Annotated in this window: 18 protein-coding genes; 8 read left to right on the top strand and 10 right to left on the bottom strand. The window is 59.3% G+C overall.

Annotation, left to right across the window (positions count from 1 at the left end):
• Nucleotides 1–171: 171 nt before the first annotated feature.
• The 4 genes from KHO23_RS17535 to KHO23_RS17520 form a co-directional block, all read right to left on the bottom strand.
• On the bottom strand, nucleotides 172–780 hold the full coding sequence (locus tag KHO23_RS17535; RefSeq protein ID WP_211612489.1) for a nucleotidyltransferase domain-containing protein: 609 nt from the start codon (nucleotides 778–780) through the stop codon (nucleotides 172–174).
• Between the two features lie 133 nt (nucleotides 781–913).
• Nucleotides 914–1867, bottom strand: a complete 954-nt coding sequence (locus tag KHO23_RS17530; protein WP_211612488.1) for a carbon-nitrogen hydrolase family protein — start codon at nucleotides 1865–1867, stop codon at nucleotides 914–916.
• A gap of 356 nt (nucleotides 1868–2223) precedes the next feature.
• Nucleotides 2224–3900 carry an alkaline phosphatase family protein gene (locus KHO23_RS17525; RefSeq protein WP_211612487.1) on the bottom strand — a complete coding sequence of 559 codons (1677 nt, stop codon included), beginning with the start codon at nucleotides 3898–3900 and terminating at the stop codon, nucleotides 2224–2226.
• Nucleotides 3901–4311: 411 nt separating this feature from the next.
• Complete coding sequence (locus tag KHO23_RS17520; RefSeq protein ID WP_211612486.1) at nucleotides 4312–5142, bottom strand: NAD-dependent epimerase/dehydratase family protein; 831 nt, start codon at nucleotides 5140–5142, stop codon at nucleotides 4312–4314.
• Between the two features lie 180 nt (nucleotides 5143–5322).
• On the opposite strand from KHO23_RS17520, the gene KHO23_RS17515 reads away from it, so the two are divergent.
• Nucleotides 5323–6315 carry a LacI family DNA-binding transcriptional regulator gene (locus KHO23_RS17515; protein ID WP_211612485.1) on the top strand — a complete coding sequence of 331 codons (993 nt, stop codon included), beginning with the start codon at nucleotides 5323–5325 and terminating at the stop codon, nucleotides 6313–6315.
• A gap of 22 nt (nucleotides 6316–6337) precedes the next feature.
• On the opposite strand, the gene KHO23_RS17510 is transcribed toward KHO23_RS17515, so the two are convergent.
• Complete coding sequence (locus tag KHO23_RS17510; protein ID WP_211612484.1) at nucleotides 6338–7615, bottom strand: MFS transporter; 1278 nt, start codon at nucleotides 7613–7615, stop codon at nucleotides 6338–6340.
• A 423-nt stretch (nucleotides 7616–8038) separates the two neighbouring features.
• Here KHO23_RS17510 and KHO23_RS17505 point away from each other — a divergent pair, with 423 nt between their 5' ends.
• On the top strand, nucleotides 8039–10186 hold the full coding sequence (locus tag KHO23_RS17505; RefSeq protein ID WP_211612483.1) for a hypothetical protein: 2148 nt from the start codon (nucleotides 8039–8041) through the stop codon (nucleotides 10184–10186).
• A gap of 365 nt (nucleotides 10187–10551) precedes the next feature.
• Here KHO23_RS17505 and KHO23_RS17500 read toward each other — a convergent pair whose 3' ends face one another.
• Nucleotides 10552–12111 carry a class I SAM-dependent methyltransferase gene (locus tag KHO23_RS17500; RefSeq protein ID WP_211612482.1) on the bottom strand — a complete coding sequence of 520 codons (1560 nt, stop codon included), beginning with the start codon at nucleotides 12109–12111 and terminating at the stop codon, nucleotides 10552–10554.
• A gap of 465 nt (nucleotides 12112–12576) precedes the next feature.
• Between KHO23_RS17500 and KHO23_RS17495 the strand changes: the two genes are divergently transcribed.
• Both KHO23_RS17495 and KHO23_RS17490 read left to right on the top strand, forming a co-directional pair.
• Entirely contained in the window at nucleotides 12577–13134 is a 558-nt protein-coding gene (locus KHO23_RS17495) for a hypothetical protein (RefSeq protein WP_211612481.1), read from the top strand.
• The gene (locus KHO23_RS17490) at nucleotides 13127–13327 is read left to right on the top strand and encodes a hypothetical protein (protein ID WP_211612480.1); all 201 of its coding nucleotides are present in this window, start codon (nucleotides 13127–13129) and stop codon (nucleotides 13325–13327) included. Before KHO23_RS17495 ends, KHO23_RS17490 begins: the two co-directional genes overlap by 8 nt.
• A gap of 116 nt (nucleotides 13328–13443) precedes the next feature.
• Here the strand turns inward: KHO23_RS17490 and KHO23_RS17485 are convergent, their stop codons facing one another.
• The gene (locus KHO23_RS17485) at nucleotides 13444–13863 is read right to left on the bottom strand and encodes a lysozyme inhibitor LprI family protein (RefSeq protein WP_211612479.1); all 420 of its coding nucleotides are present in this window, start codon (nucleotides 13861–13863) and stop codon (nucleotides 13444–13446) included.
• Nucleotides 13864–14353: 490 nt separating this feature from the next.
• Between KHO23_RS17485 and KHO23_RS17480 the strand changes: the two genes are divergently transcribed.
• On the top strand, nucleotides 14354–16339 hold the full coding sequence (locus tag KHO23_RS17480; RefSeq protein ID WP_211612478.1) for an SMP-30/gluconolactonase/LRE family protein: 1986 nt from the start codon (nucleotides 14354–14356) through the stop codon (nucleotides 16337–16339).
• A 154-nt stretch (nucleotides 16340–16493) separates the two neighbouring features.
• On the opposite strand, the gene KHO23_RS17475 is transcribed toward KHO23_RS17480, so the two are convergent.
• Together KHO23_RS17475 and KHO23_RS17470 are read right to left on the bottom strand one after the other, a co-directional pair.
• Nucleotides 16494–16970, bottom strand: coding sequence for a septal ring lytic transglycosylase RlpA family protein (locus tag KHO23_RS17475; protein ID WP_211612477.1), 477 nt, complete (start codon nucleotides 16968–16970; stop codon nucleotides 16494–16496).
• Nucleotides 16971–17441: 471 nt separating this feature from the next.
• Entirely contained in the window at nucleotides 17442–18335 is an 894-nt protein-coding gene (locus KHO23_RS17470; RefSeq protein WP_211612476.1) for a LysR family transcriptional regulator, read from the bottom strand.
• Between the two features lie 151 nt (nucleotides 18336–18486).
• Between KHO23_RS17470 and KHO23_RS17465 the strand changes: the two genes are divergently transcribed.
• Nucleotides 18487–19518, top strand: coding sequence for an NAD(P)H-quinone oxidoreductase (locus tag KHO23_RS17465; RefSeq protein ID WP_211612475.1), 1032 nt, complete (start codon nucleotides 18487–18489; stop codon nucleotides 19516–19518).
• A 153-nt stretch (nucleotides 19519–19671) separates the two neighbouring features.
• On the opposite strand, the gene KHO23_RS17460 is transcribed toward KHO23_RS17465, so the two are convergent.
• The gene (locus KHO23_RS17460) at nucleotides 19672–20586 is read right to left on the bottom strand and encodes a LysR family transcriptional regulator (RefSeq protein ID WP_211612665.1); all 915 of its coding nucleotides are present in this window, start codon (nucleotides 20584–20586) and stop codon (nucleotides 19672–19674) included.
• 92 nt (nucleotides 20587–20678) lie between these two features.
• On the opposite strand from KHO23_RS17460, the gene KHO23_RS17455 reads away from it, so the two are divergent.
• Nucleotides 20679–21359, top strand: a complete 681-nt coding sequence (locus KHO23_RS17455; RefSeq protein WP_236066895.1) for a glutathione S-transferase family protein — start codon at nucleotides 20679–20681, stop codon at nucleotides 21357–21359.
• Between the two features lie 65 nt (nucleotides 21360–21424).
• A complete protein-coding gene (locus KHO23_RS17450; RefSeq protein WP_211612474.1) occupies nucleotides 21425–21790 on the top strand; it encodes a nuclear transport factor 2 family protein in 366 nt (121 codons plus the stop codon).
• Nucleotides 21791–21805: the final 15 nt, after the last annotated feature.

The following is a 21805-nucleotide window of genomic DNA, read 5'->3' as shown; positions in this document are numbered from 1 at the left end:
GCTAAAGCGGCCGTTCTTCGTCTGAGAGGCGCAGTGACGGTAACAGGTCGGCCTGAAACGGTCGTGATTGATCTCAGCGCGGCCGTGAACAGACGTTCGACGGTGTCGCGCGGATCGTTGTCAGTCAGTGCCCAGACATGCCATCCAACCGAGGATTTGCCCGGGTGCAGACTATTCGAAGGCTGATCCATCGTATTCTTCCGACGCCTCAATCGCTTTTCCTAGCTTGACCAGGTAGCGCTTTGTTTTTTTGAAGTCGCCGCGCCATAACCACTTCAGGCAGCTGAAGAGTTCCCACGCCAGGAACCGGTCACCGTAGTGAAAGACGGTCATGTCGTGCTCGGGCGGTGCGAGCCTCGACGACGTCCTCGACTCAAGGCAATGATCCCGATTGGCTATCTCGACAAAGGGCTGCTCCAGGGTGAGATCGGTGTCGGGCGAGATGACGTGAAACTCGACAGAAGTTAAATCGAAGAAGATGAGCTTTTGAAATGGACTGTTCGGATCATGCGCGCCATCGAACGTGGCGAATACTTTCGATGGGGCGATCTGCTGCTGTATCGTTTGGAATAATGAATGCCCGGCCCCTTCCGAGCAAAAGGCAACGAGGTCGATGTCAGAGAGGCGATCTGCGCTCCCTTTTGCAAATGAACCGACAACCACCGCGCCGGTGCAATCTGGAGAATCTCGGACCGCGGTCGCGATGCGCATGAGAAGCTCGATCTGAAATGTTGTGGAGGGGTTGTCCTTCCACGTTTTGAGAAAGTCTTCGAAGCGCATCGGGCGGTCCCGTACGGTTTGTGGGATGTCTACAGGGTAAGACAATAATACGTTCGCGAACTGACTGCGAAGGACGGTTCCCGGCCCGCATTCTGTCGCATCACATTGCAAATGACGGCGTCCGCGTTGACCTTCAGGCGCCGCTGCCGAATCCATTTTTCTCAAACACGACGGGAGGCGTCGCCGCTTCGTTGACATGCAAACGGAAGACGTCCGGCCGCGAGTAGTGACCCGCGACGTCAAAGTCATATTTCGCCCGGGCAAGGTCGTTGAGGTCAAGGTCGGCCACAAGCAATGCATCCTGCTCAAAGATGGGGCCGGCAATGAGTTCCCCAAGCGGGCTGACGATACAGCTTCCACCGCTCATCAGCACAGTTGAGGGATCGTTACCCTGGATTGCGGCATAGTCGGTTGGGCAATCCGATCGGCGCAGGTGCTGGCAGGCCGATAACACGAAGCAACGACCTTCCAGGGCAACATGCTGCATGGAGGAAGCCCAGGTCGGCCGGCTGTCGGCAGTGGGGGCGCAGTAAATCTGCACACCCTTGGCGTACATCGCCATACGCATTAATGGCATGTAATTTTCCCAGCAAATAACGGCGCCGAGCCTGCCAAACGGTGTGTCGAAAACCGGGAGGGTCGACCCATCTCCGTAGCCCCAGATCAGCCTCTCGCCGCCGGTTGGCATCAGCTTGCGATGCTTGCCGAGCATCGTACCGTCCGGACCATAAAACAACGCAGTGCAATACAACGTCCCGTGGTCCCGCTCGATTACACCGATCACGATGTACTGTTTGTGGTCGGCGGCAATCTCGCCTAACCGGCGCGTGCCGGGACTTGGCACTTCTACCGCGCTGTCATAGTAACGGCGATAGTCGTCGCGTCCGGCAGCGGTTCTGCCACCAATCGTCGAGCCGAAATCGAGCCCCTTTGGATAGGCTGACACGAATGCTTCAGGAAATACGATAAGTTGAGTTCCTTGTCGCGCGGCGTCTGCGGCGAAGGTCGCGACTTTGTCGATGGTTTTGTCCGCATCGAAGACGACGGATCCTGTTTGCACAACCGCAGCACGTAATTTCTGTTGCATCAGAATTCTCCACTGAATGTGTGGGCTTGCAGTCGAGAACGTCCTGGGTTGCCCGCACATCGCGAGCTCAGTAGCAACTCATGCGAGCCAGCGGAGTTCGTCAGTCGCAACTAATGTGTGGCGAAAAGGTTGTTGATTGCGAGCAGGGCTACGGTGGATAGCAAGCCGCTACCAGTATAGGTCGCTAACAGGCAAGCTTCCTGCCTGGATGGCCGCCATTTGTACAGGAGGGGATGCGACCAACGGGTGGGTTGTAGGCACGGGGCTCGCCATGCCCGTCCTGACGCCGACCCTCTCAGGAACACGCCACGCCGACGGTCTGAAGCTAAAAGTGACCGCCGGCGCTTTCACTGCCGTTACTCCGAATGGCCACCGTGATCGTCGTCCCCAGCGGACTCGAGGCCCGGAAGGGTCTGAGTGCCTTCACGCTGAACGGCCACCAGCTTGTGTGGATCGAGGCCGAGCGCCTTCAGAATGGTCGGCGCCACCTGCATGTTGGTCACAGGGCTATCGACGACCTTTCTTTCCAGCTTCGGATTGGAGACCACTAGCAGCGTGTTCGTATCGTCGGCGGAAAGGCCGCCGTGCTCGGCCTGCTTTGCCGCGCTCCCGCTGTAAATCGTCCCATGTATCGGCTGGATGATGAGATCAGGAACACGGCCCTCGGCGGGATTGCCCCACATCGCTTTCAAGGTTGCGCCGTCATAGAGGGTCTGGATGTGGGTGGAATTGACGCTCGCCTGGTCAGCGCTGAGGATCGATACTGCCTGATCTCTATCGCTGTGGTTTTTGAGCCATAAGAGCGACACGTCGTCGGCCGTTTCCTGGGCGACCGCTACGCCGCCATTGGTGAGCAGGGTGGCAGGGTCGCTCACGTCGGCGGTCGCATAAGCGTTTTTCGAACCGCTAAGCATGTGAAGCTGCTTGACGTCGATCGGCGACTGGCCATGCTTGGCGCCGACGATGAACAGTGTCGATTGCAGCAGATGGCCCGCTTTGAGCGCATCGTACATCTGGCCCAGAGAGGCATCGACGAAGTCCAGCGATTGCTCCAACGGCTGTGTCGGGGTCGCGGCTGCATCGAGATAGCCACCACGGGTCGTGGTGGTGCCTTCCATGGCCACCGTGACCTTCTGTCCGACGCTGACCGCCTGAAAGTTCATGCCGAAGATCGCCGGCACACCGACCTGCTTCGTCCCGGTCTGATCAAGTCCGTGGATCCAGTTCAGGACGACCTTGACCTTGAAGCCGTCGTACGTCCGGGTATAGGTCGGGTCGGTGGTCCAATCGGCGGTCGCAGGCGCGTTCGGATAGCCATTCGTCTGTAGGGAGGTCGAGTTGATCTCGGGGGCGTAGAGTTCGTCCAGTCCCAACCCCGACGGCCCGTTGAGGATCTCGTAGGCCGGGTGCTTATCCGACCATGCAGTGCGCAGACCGGCCTCATGGATGATCTCGAAGATCGTGTTCGTATGGTGCTTCATGTATAGATGCGGCCAGACCTGCTCGCAGCCGTTCGCGGTCTTGCGCAACGCGAGGTTCGCGGGATTGATGTGAGGATTGCGTGGATCGAACGTTGCGCCGGGTGGCGGCGATCCGCCGTCCAGCTTGGTGAGATCCCAATCGAGTGCTTCGAAGTTGCTGACTTCCGTGCCGGGCGTGCCGGTGCAATTACTGCCCGGGGGATACAGGGTAGCGTCGTACGTATCGTCATAGAAGACGCCGTGGCTAAGGGGGCTACCACCGGTTGCAAAGGCCAGAAGCCCAGGAAACGAGTCCGAGGGCCTGGAGGTCGAAGCGCCGGTGTACTCGACGCCATGTTTGACGAGCTTCGCGAAGGTGGATCCCGGGTGTGTCTTGATGTAATTGACCAGATCGGCCTCATGCATCCCGTCCACACTGATCAGCAAGACATGCTTGTACTGCTGGTGGTGATCGCCATCATGATCCTGCGCTGTCGCGGCCATGCTCGCAAACGCCAGCATGCTCGCGCTGAATATTGCACTGACTCCAAACCGCTTCCTGATCTCGTTCATTTTTCACCTCGTAAATTGATTGGGAACGATCGTGCCCAACGAGAGGTAAGCCTTGGAATGAGAAAGTACCGTGAAGGGTTGCTTTCGGTTGTCTTCCGGCGAGGGGCGGAAGGCTCAGGGGGCGTGCGTTTGAGCGATTGTAAGGATTTGTATCAGCGAGGTAAGACATGGCCGAAATACCGCAGCGCCTTGCTGCGAGTCAACTTAGTTTGCCCATCGAGAACACGCGCCATGGCTGGAAAAAACTGAAGGCCCTCGATGTGCCAGCCGCGTGTCAGCCCTGGACGTTCAGCCGTCCGTCGAACGGGTGTGGGGTCCCCACTGTGTGATCCCGTCGGCGAACAGCTTTACCTGTACGACGAGCAACACTACCTGGTGGTAGCGGTGCCGGTGCCGTTTTTCAATAACAGTTCACTGCTTCGCCTCCATCGGCTGGCCAAGCACGAATGGGCCGCCCTGAAAGCGTTGCGCGGGATCGTCGCGCGAGTCGCTCGGTGCGGTCGCGGGGAAACGTTCCGCGAACTGCGCAGCGCTGTCGCGCGGGTTGAAGCCGAGGAAGCCGGCTTTCGTGTTGTCCCACCACTTGACCGGATTGTTCGACGCGCCGTACACGACCACGTGTCCGACGCGGTTCGTGAACAGCGAGCACCGCACAAGTTCGATGAAGTCGCGGTAGCTAAGATACGTGACGAGCATGCGCGGGTTCTTTGGCTCTTCGAACGACGAGCCGATTCGCAGGCACACCGTCTCGATGCCAAAACGATCGTAGTAGTAGCGGGAGAGCGCCTCACCGAAGCACTTCGTCACGCCGTAGAGGCTGTCCGGACGCTGCGGCGCGTCGGCGTCGAGCACTTCGGTCACCGGATGAAAGCCGATCGCATGATTGGAGCTCGCGAACACGACACGCTTCACACCGTGCTGGCGCGCGGCCTCATACACGTTGTAGGTGCCGGCAATGTTCGCTCCGAGCAGATCGTCGAATGGGGCGTCGACGGAGATACCGCCGAGATGCACGATCGCATCGACGCCGTCGACGAGTTGCATCACCGCCGGCCGATCCGCCAGATCGACGATGCTCGTTTCCTCGTGCGGCGCAGGTTCGCCGAGCTGCGCGATGTCGCTCACGCGCACGACTTCGGCCCAATTGGCGAGCGCGCCGCGCAGCTGGCGGCCCAGGTTGCCGGCGGCGCCGGTCAGAAGCAGGCGCCGGAAGGGCTTGGACGCTGTGACTGTTTGGCTCATAAAAGAACTCCTGGAAAGTGATCTTTAGAAAACGTTTTCTGAACGAGAACGATGAAAGAGATTCAGTGCCGATTGCCGGATACGCCGCTATCAGACAGCGATTGCAACAAATGGCATTCGCCTGCCTGACCGCGCTTTCTGCGACAATCGGTAAACAAAAGAGAAAACGTTACCTTCTGCATGAAAAAACTTTCCCCAACTATTCGCGACGTCGCCGCAGCGGCCGGCGTGTCGGTCGCCACGGTGTCGAAGTACATGAACGGTGCGCAGCGCTTCTCCGCACCGGTCGAGGCGCGCCTGAAGGCTGCGATCGAGGAACTCGGCTACCGCTCGAATCCGCTTGCGCGATCGATGATCACCGGCCGCTCCCGCACCATCGGGCTGACCATTCTTGACATCAGCAATCCGCACTTCACGAGCGTCGTGAAAGGCGCCAACCGCGTCGCGCTGCGGCACGACTACACGCTGCTGCTCGTCGACACCGACGAAAACCAGGCGCGCGAGCGCCCGCTGATCGAAGCGCTCGCGCAGCGCGTTGACGGCCTGATCGTCAGCTCGCGAATCCCCGACGACGAGGCGCAGTGGCTGCTCGATCTCGGCAAGCCACTTGTGCTGTTGAGACGTAGCGAGGCGCTGCCGATCCCGAGCGTCGGCATCGACAACCGGCTCGCAACCTACATGCTCGCGCGGCATCTGCTAAACCTTGGACATCGTCACATCGCCTACCTTGGTTTCGGCCAGGCTCGCATCAATGACGAGCGCATTCGCGGTGCGCGCGAATGTCTCGAGGAAGCCGGCCTCACGCTCGACGTCTACGACGCTCACGCGCCGACCGCGCGTGCCGGCCAGGACGCGTGCTCGCGCATGATGCTCGGTCCGCGCAGGCCGCAGGCGGTGATCTGCTACAACGACCTGATCGCGCTCGGCTTCATGAAAGAGGCGATGTCGCTCGGCATCAAGGTGCCGCACGAGCTGTCGGTAACCGGTGTCGACAACGTCCCGTACGGCGAGTACGCAGCACCCGCACTCACCACCGTCGATATCCAGAGCGAGAAGATGGGCGAGCTCGCGATGCAAAAGCTCATCGACGCACTTGCGGGCCATGCCGAGGCTGGGCATTCGGTGTTCGAGCCGAGGCTCATCGTCCGTGAATCGACAGCGGCCCGCGGCTGAAGCGCCTCTCGCTTTCTCGCTTTCACGCGTCGAGCTTCGCGGGCGCCATGCGCGGCGTCAGCATCTGCATGACGGCAAGGGCGACGAGGTAGGCAAGCGCGCCTATCGCGAACAGCACCCAGTAGTGGCCGGTGCGTTGCAGGACCTGACCGATCACCTCCGAGAACAGCACCGCTCCGATCGAGCCCGCCATCCCGCCAATGCCGACCACCGCGCCCAGCGCGCGCTTCGGGAAGAGATCGGAGGCGGTGGTGAAGAGGTTCGCGGACCAGCCCTGATGCGCTGCCGCCGCCAGTCCGACGATCGCAACGGCACCCCAGAGGTTGTCGACTTGTGAGACGAACGCGATCGGCAGCACGCAGCACGCGCAGATGAGCATCGCTGTCTTGCGCGCGGCGTTCACGCTCCATCCGGCGCGCAGGAGCGCAGAAGAGAGCCAGCCGCCACCGATGCTGCCGACGGTGGTCATTGCGTAGATGCAGACGAGCGGCAGACCGATGTGCTGCATGTCCATGCCGCGCGATTCGTTAAGCCACTTCGGCAGCCAGAACAGATAGAACCACCACACCGGATCGGTCAGGAACTTACCGATCAGGAACGCCCACGTCTGGCGCTTTCTGATCAGCACGCCCCAGCCCGGCGCGCGGGCGTTCACGTTGGCGGCATCGAGCGCGTCGACTTCGTCCTGCGCCTCCTCCACGGAGCTCGGGTCGGCAGACCGGTAGAGCGCGAACCATACGGCCAGCCAGACGATGCCCACCGCCCCGATGATCACGAACGCCGCACGCCAGCCGAACGCCAGCGCGAGCGGCGGGATGATGGCGGGCGCGAACACCGCGCCGACATTCGCGCCAGAGTTGAAGATGCCGGTGGCAAGCGCACGCTCGCGGCGCGGGAACCATTCGGCAGTCGCCTTGATGGCGGCCGGGAAGTTGCCGCCCTCGCCGATGCCGAGCAGCGCACGCACCATGGCGAAGCCGGTCACCGAGCCGACCGCCGCATGCAACACCGCGGCCAGGCTCCAGATCAGCATGGCGAGCGCGTACGAAATGCGTGTGCCCAACCAGTCGACGATACGGCCGAAGCACAGCAGGCCGACCGCGTAGAACGCCGAGAAGGCGATCACGATGCGGCCGTACTGCACCTGGGTCCAGCCGATGTCGTGCTGCAGAAGCGGCGCGAGCAGACCGAGAATCTGGCGGTCCATGTAGTTGATCACGGTCGCAAAGAAGAGTAGCGCGCAGACCGTCCAGCGGTAGCGGCTGGCGACGCGGGCGAGGCCGATGACGGCAGTTTGCATTGAAGTCTCCGTTGCGCGGCGTCGCTTGTCGCGCCGCGCTATATGCCATTGACGGGGAGGAGCGCCGAGGCCCGCGATGCATGGCACTGCGGCGGCGCTACGCCCCAAACGCATCCAATTTGGAAAACGTTTTCCTATAGTATAAGATTTCTAATGCCTTGGAAAGACCTTGTTTAACCTAGTCTTGTGCGCAGTGCCTCAACGGTGAGACCATCTCGCCCTGATGTTGAGTTAAACGTTTTCTTTCGCATCCACGGTGATCTGTGTCAGGTCGAGATGGTGTGACGTCTACGGACATCAGGCGGGCGCAGCGGGCGGAATGCGGAGGCGTTCATGCCGGCGCGAACAGATAGGAACGAACAGCGGACACGCTTGTGAAGTCGCTAGTTTCAGCATCGATCCACCTACAATCAGGAGACAAAAATGCGTTCAACGCGAAAATCATCCGTTGGTTTGGCGCTCAGTACACTGACGCTTCTTCTCGTCAGTGCATGCGGGGGCGGCGTGAACGGCGGTCCGAGTGATCCCGTTTCTTCTGCGGCCACAGTTTCTCTGCACGGAATTGTCTATGGCGCGACGGATACAAGCGTCCCGTCAGGAGCCGGCGTGCCCATCACCATGATGGGACAGATGAGAGCGCTCTTTGACCTCATCAAGAAGACGCCCGATTTCACGCAAGTGGTGATGGATCTTGGCGACGGCAGTCCCGTGCACGTGCTCGATACCAATACGGGCGATAAATTTCTGCCAGGCAAACTGGCGCTCGGGCTGTCGTACATATTGATTGATATGAAGACGAAGGGGGATCCGAAATATTCGGATTACCTCGCGACGTATCAAAAGATAACGACCGCGATGATGGCGCAGACGAGCGGCGCCAACTACACGTATGCCAATACGTCATGGGGCGAGTACTACTACCTAGTTGCGCTCAATAATTTCAAAGCGCACGGTATGCTCAACGAGGTCTTCAGTGACGCCATGCTGGCTACGCTGCAAAATCGCCTCACCTTCTGCGATATGTTCGGTGCGGATGCGAGCGGCATGAAGAATACGTGCCCCGCCACAGGGACGATCGACGTTGCATCGCTCAATACCGCGCAGAATTACTATGCCGTCTCTTACGGTATTGCGGGGCTGAGACAGAAACTCGGATGGAGCAATCCGACTTTCTTTTCCACCACCGACCCGGCTGTGGCGTCGAAGGGCGCGCGCGACGCGCTTCTGTACACGCTCACGAATCACATTGAAAAAGACTCGTCCGGCGGTTTTTCCGACGAGGCCTCGAATACCCATACGACCTATTACGATCGGGCACGCTTCGATCGATACAGCACGTTGCTCATTGGCGAAGTTGTTGAGCGAACGTTCGAAATGGGCAATGAGGCCAATCTAACGCCCGAATTGAAATCCTATCTGCGCAAGTCAGTCGATCTCATTCTTCCCCAGCTCAACGCAGACGGCCAGGGTTTCAACTATGGCAGGTCCATCGGGCCGTACGGGGATTCCGCCTTTATGGAAATCCTGACTGCCGCGGCAAATGCTGGCGTGTTGTCCGCCCAGGAAATGCAGGTGGCCTATTCGTTTATCTATAAGGCGGCTTATCGCTTTGACACGTTCTGGTACGACCCGACTCTGCCTACGCCTTCGGTGAATATGTGGGTCAAAGGGCGCGGCACCGATTCGTATCGCGGCAAACCTCGAGTCATGGGTGAGAATTTCAGCCTTTTACACCAATACATGTACGTGAATGCCTGGTGGAACAAACTTGGTTTTGGCGGCGCGGCGCCCATGTCAGATTCCGATCTGCAAGCCTGGCTGGACGCGAGACCGCATTACACGCTCACCTGGTACAACTTGCCCACCGATACGGCTCACCCGTACAGCGCGGCGCTCATTACGGTACGCGACGGCAAGCGCGTCATCAATCTCAACTTGAGCCAGGCACCTGACTACAATTCGTACACGCCCTATTACCCGACACCGTTCTCCGACAAGCTGATTTATGGCACAACGGATCTGGGCTATGCGTTGCTGATTCCGCAAGTTTCCTATAACGGGAAAACCTACATTCCGGTTACGTATTACAAGAACCTGAATGTTCAGGAAACCAACGGCCAGGTGGTCGTCTCTTTCGACACGGCCAAATTCCGGCAGGCCGTCAAGAATGCAACCTATGCCACGGATATCGACCTGCAGGTCCATACGGTTCTAACGTTTGCTCAAGGCACGCTGACGCGAACCGATACGCTGAGTTCTGGAACGTTGACCGGCAACATCGCGGTCGAGACGGACTTCACGTCTTTTGCAGACTTCCAGAACACCACAGCGAATAGCGATGGTTTCTCGGTTAAGTACGCCAATAGCAATGCGACCAGCTATGGCACTACGGGTTTTGACAGTTGCGCCCTGTCTAACTTCGACATGGCGGCCGGAGTGACCAATCCGTTGTCGACCACGCCGATCGGGCAGTTGCATTCGAACTTCGCCTGTACGACGCGCCCCTTCGCACTCAACGCGGGAAGCAATCGTACGTTCACCTGGACACTGAAGTACGCCGGTTCTAATTGATCCTGTGAAGCGCGCCGGCCTTTGTAAAGGCCGGCGTCGCCTGCTTCGGTCGAATAGCACAAGTCCGCCGTACGGCATCGGCGGCGGGTCTTGCCGCATCCGACGCGTGCGCAAGATGCGCCGTTCAAACAGGGCGGTGCGTACAGTGCGGGACAAGGGCAGGTTATGCAGCTGGACGTCAAGACCGGCCATCTGACGCCGGTAGCTGCAGGCATCGGAAACGCCTCCGCGCTGCAAGATCCGCACGGCGTTCTGTTCGTGGCGCTGTAAGACCAATAGGCCATCGTCTTCCCGCTCTTTTTAAGCTTGTTGCAAGAAGGGCGGGAAGGCTCGCGCTAATGGTGCTTGCCGAGCGACTCTCTTCCTCAAGCGATTCCCAGCGCCTGCAATATGGGTAGATGTATTTCAGCAAAGCGATTCGCTTTCGCAATCAGATCGCCGCTGGTGTTGAGCAGGCTAACGGAAACGCCCTCCGTGACGTGAGCTGGCGCGGGACTCGTGCGCAAAGCAGTCTCGGCGAATTCGGCCCACTGCGGCGGTTCCATCAGGTGACGTCGCCTCGCCAACAGGAAGAGCTGTGGCACACGGGGAATCAAAACGCCCGATCCGGACACGGGACTGACCAAATATTGCACGTCCCCATGCTGGAGCGCCTGCTCGCAAATGGCGGCGTTCAGCCTGTCCGATGACGGACGAGCAAGGTCAATGTGCGCCTCGTCCTGTACATTGAGTAACACGCCAGTCCCCACTAACAATGTCACGGCCTTGACGATGAGGGGGAGCGTAATGCCACGTCCGCTGACGCTGTTTTCGATATCGGCCAGGCTTGCGGGGCGATGGCTGGCAAGCTCGTCGAGTATCGGACCATATGAGCTTTCCGGTAGCGCCGCTTCTCCCAGCGCTCCGCGCACCTTCAGCAAGACCGAGGCCCTCGGCAGCGCCAGCATGACTCGATGCGCGCGCAGCGCCGTCTGCTGCGCATCTTCACCAAGCGCGCGACTCCCTTTGACCCAGTAATCTCGCCGCATCGACCGGTTGATGCAAAAGTCCCGTACGGTCTCACGTAAAGCGGTATCTGGAATGCCCGCCAACAAGGCGCGTTGAGCTGGGGTGAGATTGATCTCGTCAACGTGATCGCGATAGTCCGCAGAACAGCCATAAGTCAAACCGCTCGCGGCAAGCGACGAGGTGACCTGCGAGAACGTCATGGGCTGCCAGTCACGATTGAAATATTCATGCGCGAGGTAGTGCGGGTTCTCCTTGTTCAATGCGTCGACACGTTCAGCCACCAGCGGGTTGACCACAGCGTAGCCGGGTTGCGTCGCCATTACGGTCTTGACGAAATCCATCGCCGCTGCAATGTGCGTCTGGACTTGCGTTTCGGTGGACGCATTGCCGTGCGCATTGAGCCGCGCGCTCGCCTGGAAATGACAATTCATCAACTCGCGCACCGGCAACATCGTGGCCCACCCGGGCTGGGTGTTATAGCTCATGGACACCACGCCGCCGTCATTGAGTTTGCGTCGTATGAAATCGGCAATGAGTGCGCGGTTTTCGTCGGAAATCCAGCTCCAGATGCCGTGCATACCGATGAAATCAAAATTCGGCAAATCGTCTCGCGTACAGAATGCCGAGAAGCTTTCAGCGAACAATCTCGCCTGCGATCCGGCGCACTGTGTCAGTTGCCGTGCAAAGCTTGCATGAGAGGGGTTGAAGTCAGTACCGAACCATTCTGTAGCTGACCCGGCTGCGTGGATGTTCACGCTGACGCCGTGGCCGAATCCCAGTTCGCAAGCGGTACGCAGGACCGGAGGGACGATTCCAGACTTTAGCAACGGAAGTCTAAGGCGCAGCGGATCCAGCTCGTCGCAATAGCCGTACGTGTACGCAATACCATCAATGCTGCCGGCTTCCCACTCACTCACGTTCTGGCTCTCGTTTTCTTGAAGGATCGTCGTGCTGGAACGACGTCTTCCCAACCCACTTGCAGCAGGGGCCGGGCGATACGGTCAACGTCGCTGGGCGCGGATCTCGCCGCCGCCGGGTCGGCGTGATGCGAAGCCTCTCACAGCGCGGGCCCCTTTGTCTATCCACAGTCCGACGCCAGACATTCCACTCGAATGAGTCGTGAGCTTAAGTGCAGTGCGATAAAAGTCGACGACGTTGGGGTAGATGTCGTACTCAACTGGGATTAGGATATTCAAACCTGATCGCCGGCAACGGCTTGATTCATGCTTTCAGCATCAGACCTTATCCGGCCGGTTTCGGGCATTCGACATCGATACGTAGATCGTCGCCAATTATTGACTCGTCTGGCAGGTCGGTGGCAGACATCGATTGTCAGGTCTCAACAAAGCAGCGCCAATCAAACGGACACAGGTTCCCGGCCCATGATCAAGCACAACACCACGTTGATCGATACCACGATCGATCGCGTCGATAGCAGCCTTATCCTTACTCGGGCCGATGATAAGAAGGCCAGGCTCTTTCGCTTGACCATGCAGAACGTCTGCTACTTTGCCGCATCCGGCGACATCGATGCCGAAGCGTTCGAGCAGATCGATCAACTGCAACCCGGCATGAACGTGCGAGCTTGCGTCTTCGAGGATCGCGGCCGTCACAAGATTGCCTGGATCAGGAGCGCCGACCATGCCATCGCGCCCTATGACGCGCTCGCTCAAAAGCGTGGGAACTTGACTCTGCTCCCCCGCGCCTTGGGTCCGCTGGTGCTGAGCCTCGCCGCCCTGGCAATCCCAAGCTCGTTCATCATGGCGCTGGCCGTCTTCGTGATATTCGTCAGTCTCATAGGTTGCCTTATCGCAATCTCGCACCGCGAAAGTCGCCAGCGCTCGGACGGACATCTTCGTGACGATTGCCTGTCTAGTACTCATCGGGGTTTGCTGCGGCCTGGTAGGCTTGATTGCAGGAAGCACGGATCGCATGCTTGATCTGTATCTCGAGATCAGCGGGACCGCGGTCGGACTCTGTGTTCTAAGCGCGATTTTACGTTCGCTGTTCGGGTTGATTGTGTGGCCTGACATCAGAAGACTTGTGCAGCCGGGAGGCAAACACGAGATGAACGCCGCATGGAAAGCGCTTGCGCTCGAACCGAAAGAAGGCCGTAACCTCCGATTTCTTTGATTACGGCGCGTTGTCAATTATTCAAGCCCCCCACGGCCCCCACGGAGAAAACGTTTTAGGATGAGCTGAATTGAGGACAGCGTAGGGTCGAACTGAGTTGCTCGTCGGCGTGACAGTCAATTGCATCGGCGGATCGATCCAATGACCTTCGCCATGCGGTCGGTCTCTGCCGCCTGGCAAGCGGCAATTTCCATTGGCACGACGGAACCACCTCCATTTTCCGCCTCGGCAGATTTCTTGCAGCTTGCATCCCGGCGCTTCTTCCACGCGACGATTTTGTCTTCCAGGCGCGCTTTGCAGCCCGGGGAATTTGCAACCTTCTCGTCGACCACGTCCTGCAGCTTCTGCTCGGCAACCACCCTGTCGCGCCAGGCGCAGAAGTTCAGGCTTGTCTGGTTCGCGTCGCAGTTCGCGAGCATGCCTTGCACCTCGCTCGCCGGCAGTCCGCTCTGTTGCGAGATGACATCAGCAGGATCAGGGGTATCGGCAAATGCCGACGAGCACGCGAGTACAAGTGCCAGTAGCGCGAGTTTCATTGGACACCCCTGTTTGAATGGCGCAGCCTCTTCGCGGCGACGGTTCACAAGCTCATTCGCGCATGCATCACCCAAGATGCGTGCATCGATTGGCCGCTATGAAGACAGTCGGGAGTTCGCCCCGGGTCGAACTGAGCCAATGATTATCCGGCGGAGCTCGGCACGGAGGAACCATTCGACGGCGCGTCGTGCATCGGCAACAACCGAGTGGTCAGTACACCGCCCCAAAATCTACTGAACGTCCGACTGACAGCGATCGGTAAGATACCAGCTTGGGACGCCGTCTTCATGGTCCAGTTGAAAAATCGCTCAACTCGCGCCGCGCACCGCCGTTAACTCAGTCGACATCCCAGACCAATTCGGCGCGTCACGTCGCACGCTTCGTGACGCACGGGCTCAAATCGTCAGGGTTCGGACTGCAAGTTTGCCAGGGTTGGCAACACCGCGCAATGGACGTCCGTGCTGCACGGCGTGCGATCAAAGAAATCAAATGTCTCTCAAAGGACTCTGTACCGCGTTCGTCGCGGTAGTGCTGAGCGCAGCGGCTGCGTCCGTTTGCGAAGCCCAATACTCCACCGGCTGGGTAGCCAACACCCATGGCACGGGCACAACTCGGGTGGGCAATGTGGCCCGCTCGATGTGGGTGGCACCAGAAGGGGTGATCTATACCGCGTCGATGTGGGACGAAGGTGAAGGTGGCATCGCGATCTATCAGAACGGACAGACCATCGGTTCGATCGGGGCGCACGCCGAATTTCAGGGTGGCGCGATCACCGGCAACTCGACCTCGCTATTCGCTGCGCTGCAGTTCAACGCCACGTACGGAAGCGGCAAGATTGGCCGATACGACCGGACAAGCCGCACGCGCGACCTGCTCATCACGGTAAGTGCGACGACCACCGAACGCCTCGCGGATGTCGTCACCGGACTCGCGACGTCCGGCTCGCTACTGTACGCGAGCGACTTCCCAGGCAACCGCGTGCGCGTGTTCACGACGTCCGGTGTCTGGCTGCGCGATATCAGCGTGGCAGGGCCGGGCGCGCTCGCGGTGGACGCAGGCGGCAACGTCTGGGTCGCGCAACACAGCACGGGCGCTGTGATCCAGTTCAGTCCGACCGGCGAACCGCGAAACACCATCCAGTTGCCGGCCAAAGCGCAACCCTCTTCGCTGTATTTTGACTCGTCGAGCGGGCAGTTATGGATCGGCGACGAGGGTCCGGACATGAACATCAAGATCTATGACGTGTCCGGCGCACCTTATGTTGTGGGTACGTTTGGTGTTCAAGGCGGCTTCCTCAATACGGTCACGGGCATCAAGGGGCAGGCGGGCGACAGGCGCTTTACGCGCGTCACCGGCATCGGCAGGGATTCCGCGCGCAACCTCTATGTCCTGAACAACCCGTGGGGCGGGTCATGGGACCTCGGCCGCAACGGCGGCACCGACATCCACGCGTACGACGGAACCGGGATTCTGCGCTGGCAACTCCAGTCGGTGAACTTTGAGGGCAACGCGGCACCGGACCCGGCCACCGACGGGGCGATCTTCTACGGCGGAACGAACATCTATTCGGGCACGGTGGGAGGCACCTTCATTGCCAACACAATCGATCCGATCACCTATCCGTCCGATCCGCGCATCAATCTCGCCGACCACGAACGCGGCGAACATTTCGCTCAGCTCGCCAGCGTGGGCGACCACCGGATACTCGTCGCCGCAAGCCAGAACCCGGATACCTTCTACTTTTTCCACTTCAACCGGACGAGCGGGTACATTGCGATTCCGGATAGCACGTTGCCGGGAACGTCCTTCGGTACGACGGCGAGAGTTCGCAATGGTTTCTGCCTGGATAGCAAGGGCGATATCTGGGCGGGTCTCGACAAAACCAACGTCATTTCTCACTATCCGCTGACCGGTTTCGATGCGAGCGGCAAGCCGGTCTGGGGTGCCGCGATCACGATGCCGATCCCGCGCACAATCTCGCAACTGACGCGGATCATCTACCTGCCTGGCAGCGACACGATGATTCTCACGCAAGGGGCCACCGGCAGCACGGACTGGACCGCGGTCGGATCGCGCGTCGAGGTCTATCACGGCTGGCTGGCCGGCAACAGGAGCACGCCGAATCCAGTGATCAATATCACTGGCGCGAATCCCAAATCCATTGCGGCCGCAGGCAATTATCTTTTTGTGGGCTACGTACATACCGTGCCGAATATTGATGCCTTCAACCTCACCACGGGACAACTCGACATCACGTTCACCAATAGCAACCCAAACAAAGTCGACGTGGGCAACGACGTGGACTCGATGTACGGACTTCGGGCCTATCGGCGTTCGACCGGCGAATATGAGGTGACGAAAGACAACTACAACGACTCGAGCATTGTGGTGTATCGCTGGACACCGCCTGCATCGACCGGGACCGGGGTGAGTGCGACGAAGACGATGGTGGTGTCGCCATTCAGCGTGAATTGACGATGCGCGTGAGTCGCCACGATGGCTGGGCACACGCACTGAACGGTCTTGCGTTCGCTTCCAATGTCCGGCGCCATTACTGTTGGTGGCGAAGTCGCTGGGGGGCTTGTTTAACGACCCGGAACCACAACGCCGTTGACGCCCCGCGTGTTTTCTACCGACTGCCGTTTTCCGTCGTCAAGATTCCGCCACCGTCCGACTCCGTCTGTTTACTCTCCGCGCTCTCTACACGTTCAATCCGTACTTGCATCGACCGTGCGTCTGTCAAACCCAAGGTCTTCGCCGCGGCATAAGAGAGATCGATAATTCGGTGTTTGATGTAGGGTCCGCGATCGTTGATGCGCACGACAACCGACTTTCCTGTTGCCAACGAACTGACGCGCACATAGCTGCCGAGCGGCAATGTGCGATGCGCAGCCGTTAATGCGCCGCCATCATAGCGTTCTCCGTTTGCGGTCAGATGCCCCTGGAACGTTGCCGCGTACCATGACGCCTCGCCGGATTGCAACGTCTCATGTCGCATACGACAGGAATCAACGCTGCACGCGGCATGTTCGGGCGCAATCTGTCCGCAAGCAGCGAACAAAGCGCAGATTCCCAATACTCCCAAATAGCGGAGTGATAGCACCATAGACCCCATGTCAGTTAATGAGGCGTAGTTTTAACGTTCTCAAAAAGCTCGGACAAGCCGCGTGCCCGGGTGACATAACATCTTCAAAATTTTTTAGGTCTCATGCAGTGGGTCTGTCAGTCCGACCCTGATTTCATTGCAGGTGTCGCCGATCAGGCGCGCAAAGTTACACGCCGCACCGCTCAATGGTTCGGGCTGCTTGCGATGATGCAACGTCCACAACTTTCCGGACGTCGAACGGGTTTGCAAGGCAACTCGTGAGTCATGCGTATGCTTAAGGTTCAACGGATATTATCACCTGCGGTGCGATGGACCGCTACAGGGTGGACTGCTGCCCGACGTGGGAGCATCAACGTTGGAGCGCACTGCCGGTTCATCCCCGGACCGGGTTCGGCCATGAAGCGACGGCGGCACGCTGCCGAAGACTATTTGTAACGCGACACGCAGTAGCCGCAGCCAAGTCGTGCGTGACTATTTTGTGTGGGTTGTGTGCTCTTCGAATGCAGAGACGATGCCGTCAATCATTGCTGCGATGCGCGCGGTATGCCGAAGATCCTGATGCGTGACGAGCCAGATTTCGTAGACCGCCCCACGTGCGGGTTCCGGCCATATCTGCACGAGGCCGTCGTGTTCAGCCAGATGTATCGGAAGCTCACCGATGCCGATGCCGGCCTTTACCGCGGTACGCAGCATGAGGCTGGAATTGAAGGTGGATACGATGCGCCCCGCGTGCACCGGTTCGCCAGCAAGAGTCGGCGATGTGGGTGATCGACTACCGGTCCAGCTTCCCTGATAGACGACAAGATCGTGGCCCGCGAATGCGGAGCCAGGGGCGGGCTTGCCGTGCTGCTCGAGATAAGCCTTGGATGCAAAGAGCGCCATGGGCCAGCGAGCCAGGCGCCGTGCGACAAGATCGGGATTCTCCGGCCTGACTGAGCGGACCGCGATATCCGCTTCACGCTTTGCCAGATTAAGCATGCGCGTCGACGTGTCCAGCAGGACGCGCACTTCGGGATGGGCAGCATGCAGGCGTTCGATGGCGGGAAGCAGGAAGTCGAGCGCGATCGAGTCGGTGCTGGTGACTCTTACGTCACCCGCAAGCCGTGTATCCGTGCCTTGAGTTCGTCTGACGAGTTCGTGTGCGGAGTGTTCCATTTTCTCCGCTGATCTGAGCGCGGCTTCGCCTGCGGCGGTCAGCGCGTAACCCTCCGAGGTGCGCAGGAAGAGCGTTGCACGTAGGGCGTGCTCTAGTGCCGCAATCCGTCTGCCGACCGTCGCCTGATCGAGATTGAGCGTCCTGGCCGCTCCACGGAGCGTTTTTTCGCGCTCCACCGCGAGAAACACTCGCGCGTCATCCCAGTTCATCGTGCCGTCCTCATGATGCAAATTTGCATCTCACTGCATGAATAATGCTGCACATATTCATCAATGTCGACTCCTATACTGAGCGTAAGAGTTCCTCGTTCAGTGATCCGCCCGGATCAATCGAGCCTCATCAATCGAAGGAGTGGTGTCCATGTCTGCTTCAACTTTTCGTGTGCCGTCGTCCATGACGGCCATTGAGATCAAACAGCCCGGCGGTCCTGAGGTCCTGGTGCCGACTACGCGCCCGGTGCCGATGCCGGCCGCTGACCAGGTTCTGATCCGCATCCACGCGGCTGCCGTGAACGGGCCAGACGTTTTCCAGCGCAAAGGGCTGTATGATCCGCCCCCCGGCGCTTCGGACATTCCAGGGCTGGAAGTGGCAGGGCAAGTGGTTGCCATCGGCGCCGACGTGTCCCAATTCCGGATCGGCGAACTGGTGTGCGCATTGATACCCGGCGGTGGCTACGCGGAATATGCCGTCGCGCACGCTTGCAACACGATGCCTATTCCCAAAGGCCTGACGTTGGTGGAAGCGGGGGCCATGCCCGAAACGTTTATGACGGTATGGCTGAACCTGTTCCAGCGCGGCAAGCTGGTTGCCGGCGAATCGGTGTTGATCCATGGCGGCGCGTCGGGTATCGGTACCACGGCGACCATGCTGGCGAAGGCATTCGGCGCGGCGAAAATCATCACGACAGTGGGTTCGCAGGCGCATCGGGAGGCCAGCCTGGCGCTAGGCGCGGACCTCGCGATCGATTACCGTGAGGACGATTTCGTCGCCGAAACGAAGCGGTTTACCGATGGAAGAGGTGTCGACGTGATCCTCGACATCATTGCCGGCGACTACGTGGCCAGGAACTATGACGCCGCGGCCATGGACGGACGGATCCTCCAGGTGGGCGTGATCAAGGGGCCGGCGAAGGATCTCAACATCTTGCCGATGCTGACGAAACGTCTAACGCATATGGGCTCGACACTGCGATCGCGCACATCCGCGGACAAGGCGACCATCGTCAATGAACTGGAGCGGCTGGTCTGGCCGCACATCGAGAGCGGCAAGATCAAGCCGGTTGTCTACAAGACCTTTGCGCTTGCGGACGCTCGCGGCGCTCACGAGCTGATCGATTCCGGCACACACTTTGGAAAGATTGTCCTTACGACAGGTGCGGATCTCATTGACTGATGCCTGGCTTGCCGCGAAACCGGCAAGCCTCTTGCCGGTTTCGCCCACACAAGGCTCATTGATCGACACAGGATGCAAATGGTTAAGCGTGTTCTTGCGGCCCTATAGGCTCTGCCAGCCTGGACTATGTCGAGATGTACCCTGCGCAGGCCCTCACTTTGCGCTCCAATCTGCCGTGGCCAGCTTGGTGATGAAGAAGTCGGCCAGGGCGCTAACCTTTGCTGGTCGTGCGCGGGCAGTGGGTGTAACGAAATACAGGCCGCCTTCGGGTAAGCGCCAGTCAGTCAAAATCGGTTCAAGCTGATTGTCGGAAAAGTACTGCGTCGCAACAAATTCAGGGAGTTCAACAACGGCAAGTCCCGCGAGGACCGTGGGCAGCAACGCTTCCACGCTCGTTCCTCGCAACGACCCGGTTGGCGTCACCGCGCATTCCTCGCCACTTTTGTGGGTAAAGCGCCAAACGTCGCGCTTACTCCTGTTCGTGTAGGTAAGACACTGGTGGGCGCCCAGATCTTGTGGGTGCTGCGGACGACCATAGCGAGCCAGGTAGGCGGGGGATGCCACGACAAACCGACGCACGTGTGCAATGTGACGCGCGACGAGAGATGAGTCTTCCATGATGGCGATGCGCAGGGCGGCATCGAAGCCTTCGCCAATCAGATCGGCATGGACATCCGTGAGATGAAGATCCACGGAAATATCCGGGTAGGTCCGAAAAAATTCAGGCAGCTGCGGGGCAACCCACCGGGCGCCAAAAGTGAACGGTGCAGCGAGCTTGACGAGACCACGCGGTCGGCTTGAGGTCTCGCGGACGAAATCCTCTACCTCCTCGGCGTCGGCATAGATTTTCGCCGCTCGTTCGGCGAGTGTGTGGCCATAGTCCGTGAGTGCAAGTCGTCGGGAGGTACGGTTGAACAGTCGGCCTCCCAGCCGCTCTTCAAGGCGGGTAACGGCCCGAGAGACCGTGGCGACCGAGACACCCATGGCCGTGGCCGCCGCAGCGAACGAACCTTCTTCGGCGACCTTCGCGAACATCGCCAGCCCTTCGAAATCCGGAAGCTTTGACATCGACAATCCTGCAACGATGGTTTTCATTCATTTCTATTTCGAAAAATAGCATGCGGCCTTAGATTTGTCTCAACCCGCTTAGGAGATAGATCGTGGTACGCAGACCTGAAGGAAAAATTGCTGTCGTCGCCGGCGGCACGACCGGTATTGAAGTTCTCGCATTCCCCACGCCAAACAGCGTCAAAGTCCCGATCGCATTGGAAGAGATGGAGCTCGACTATCGGCTCGTTCCCGTCAACCTGCGCCAGGGCGAGCAGAAGACCGACGTCTTCAAGGCGATGAATCCCAACGCGAAGGTCCCGGTTCTCATCGACCGTGCCGTTCCTGGCGAGAGCGATGTGGTGCTCAGCGAATCCGCCGCGATCCTGGTCTACCTTGCTGAGAAGACCGGACAACTTCTTCCGAAGAATGGCCCCCACCGGGGCAAGGTCTTCGAGCAACTCTTCTTCCACGCGTCCGGCCTCAGCCCGGCGTTCCTCCAGGCGTTTCTGGTCGCGATTCAGCCGTCGCCCCAACCCGAGGCCCAGGCGCGCGCGCTATCGGAGGTTGACCGGACGCTGGGCGTGCTCAATCACGGCCTTGAGCATCAACGGTACGTTGCAGGTGACGCCTACAGTATTGCGGACATCGCCCATTTCGGGTGGGTGTGGCGCCATCAGACTGTCGGCGCAACCCTCGACAAATTCCCGTTCGTCGCTCGATGGTACGCCGAGATATCAGCTCGACCTGCGGTCGCCCGAGGCATCGCAAAGACCTTGGCGCTTGCTCAGTAATCCATAGCATTTATTTCAAGTGGTAGGCGCTTGAGAGACAACTACTTGCCTTAAGGAGGCAGCCAATGTCCAATAGTATTTCGATCCTGCTGAGACGCAATCTTCTCGACGTATTCGGTGAGAACGATCCCGTGCGCAGGCGCGCGGCCATCGACGAAATTTTCACCGAGGATTGCGTGTTCTATGACCCCAAGAACGGCATATACCGCGGCCGTGACGAGATCGATCGGATCGCCGGTGTGATCAGGGCAACTCACCCTGACTTCCAGTACCAGCCAATCGCCGAGCCCGATTTGTCGGGCGATGGCGGGCGGATCCAATGGGTATCCGGCCGTCCAGGTGAAGCGCCGGCTTACGCTGGAACTGACTTCATCGTTACCCGGGAAGGTCGCATAGTCGCCGTCTATCTCTTCTTCGATACGCTGCCCTGAGCGCGCCGGATTGAC

Source organism: Paraburkholderia haematera (assembly GCF_905220975.1).
GTDB classification, from domain to species: domain Bacteria; phylum Pseudomonadota; class Gammaproteobacteria; order Burkholderiales; family Burkholderiaceae; genus Paraburkholderia; species Paraburkholderia haematera.
This window is presented reverse-complemented; position numbering and strand designations above follow the sequence as displayed.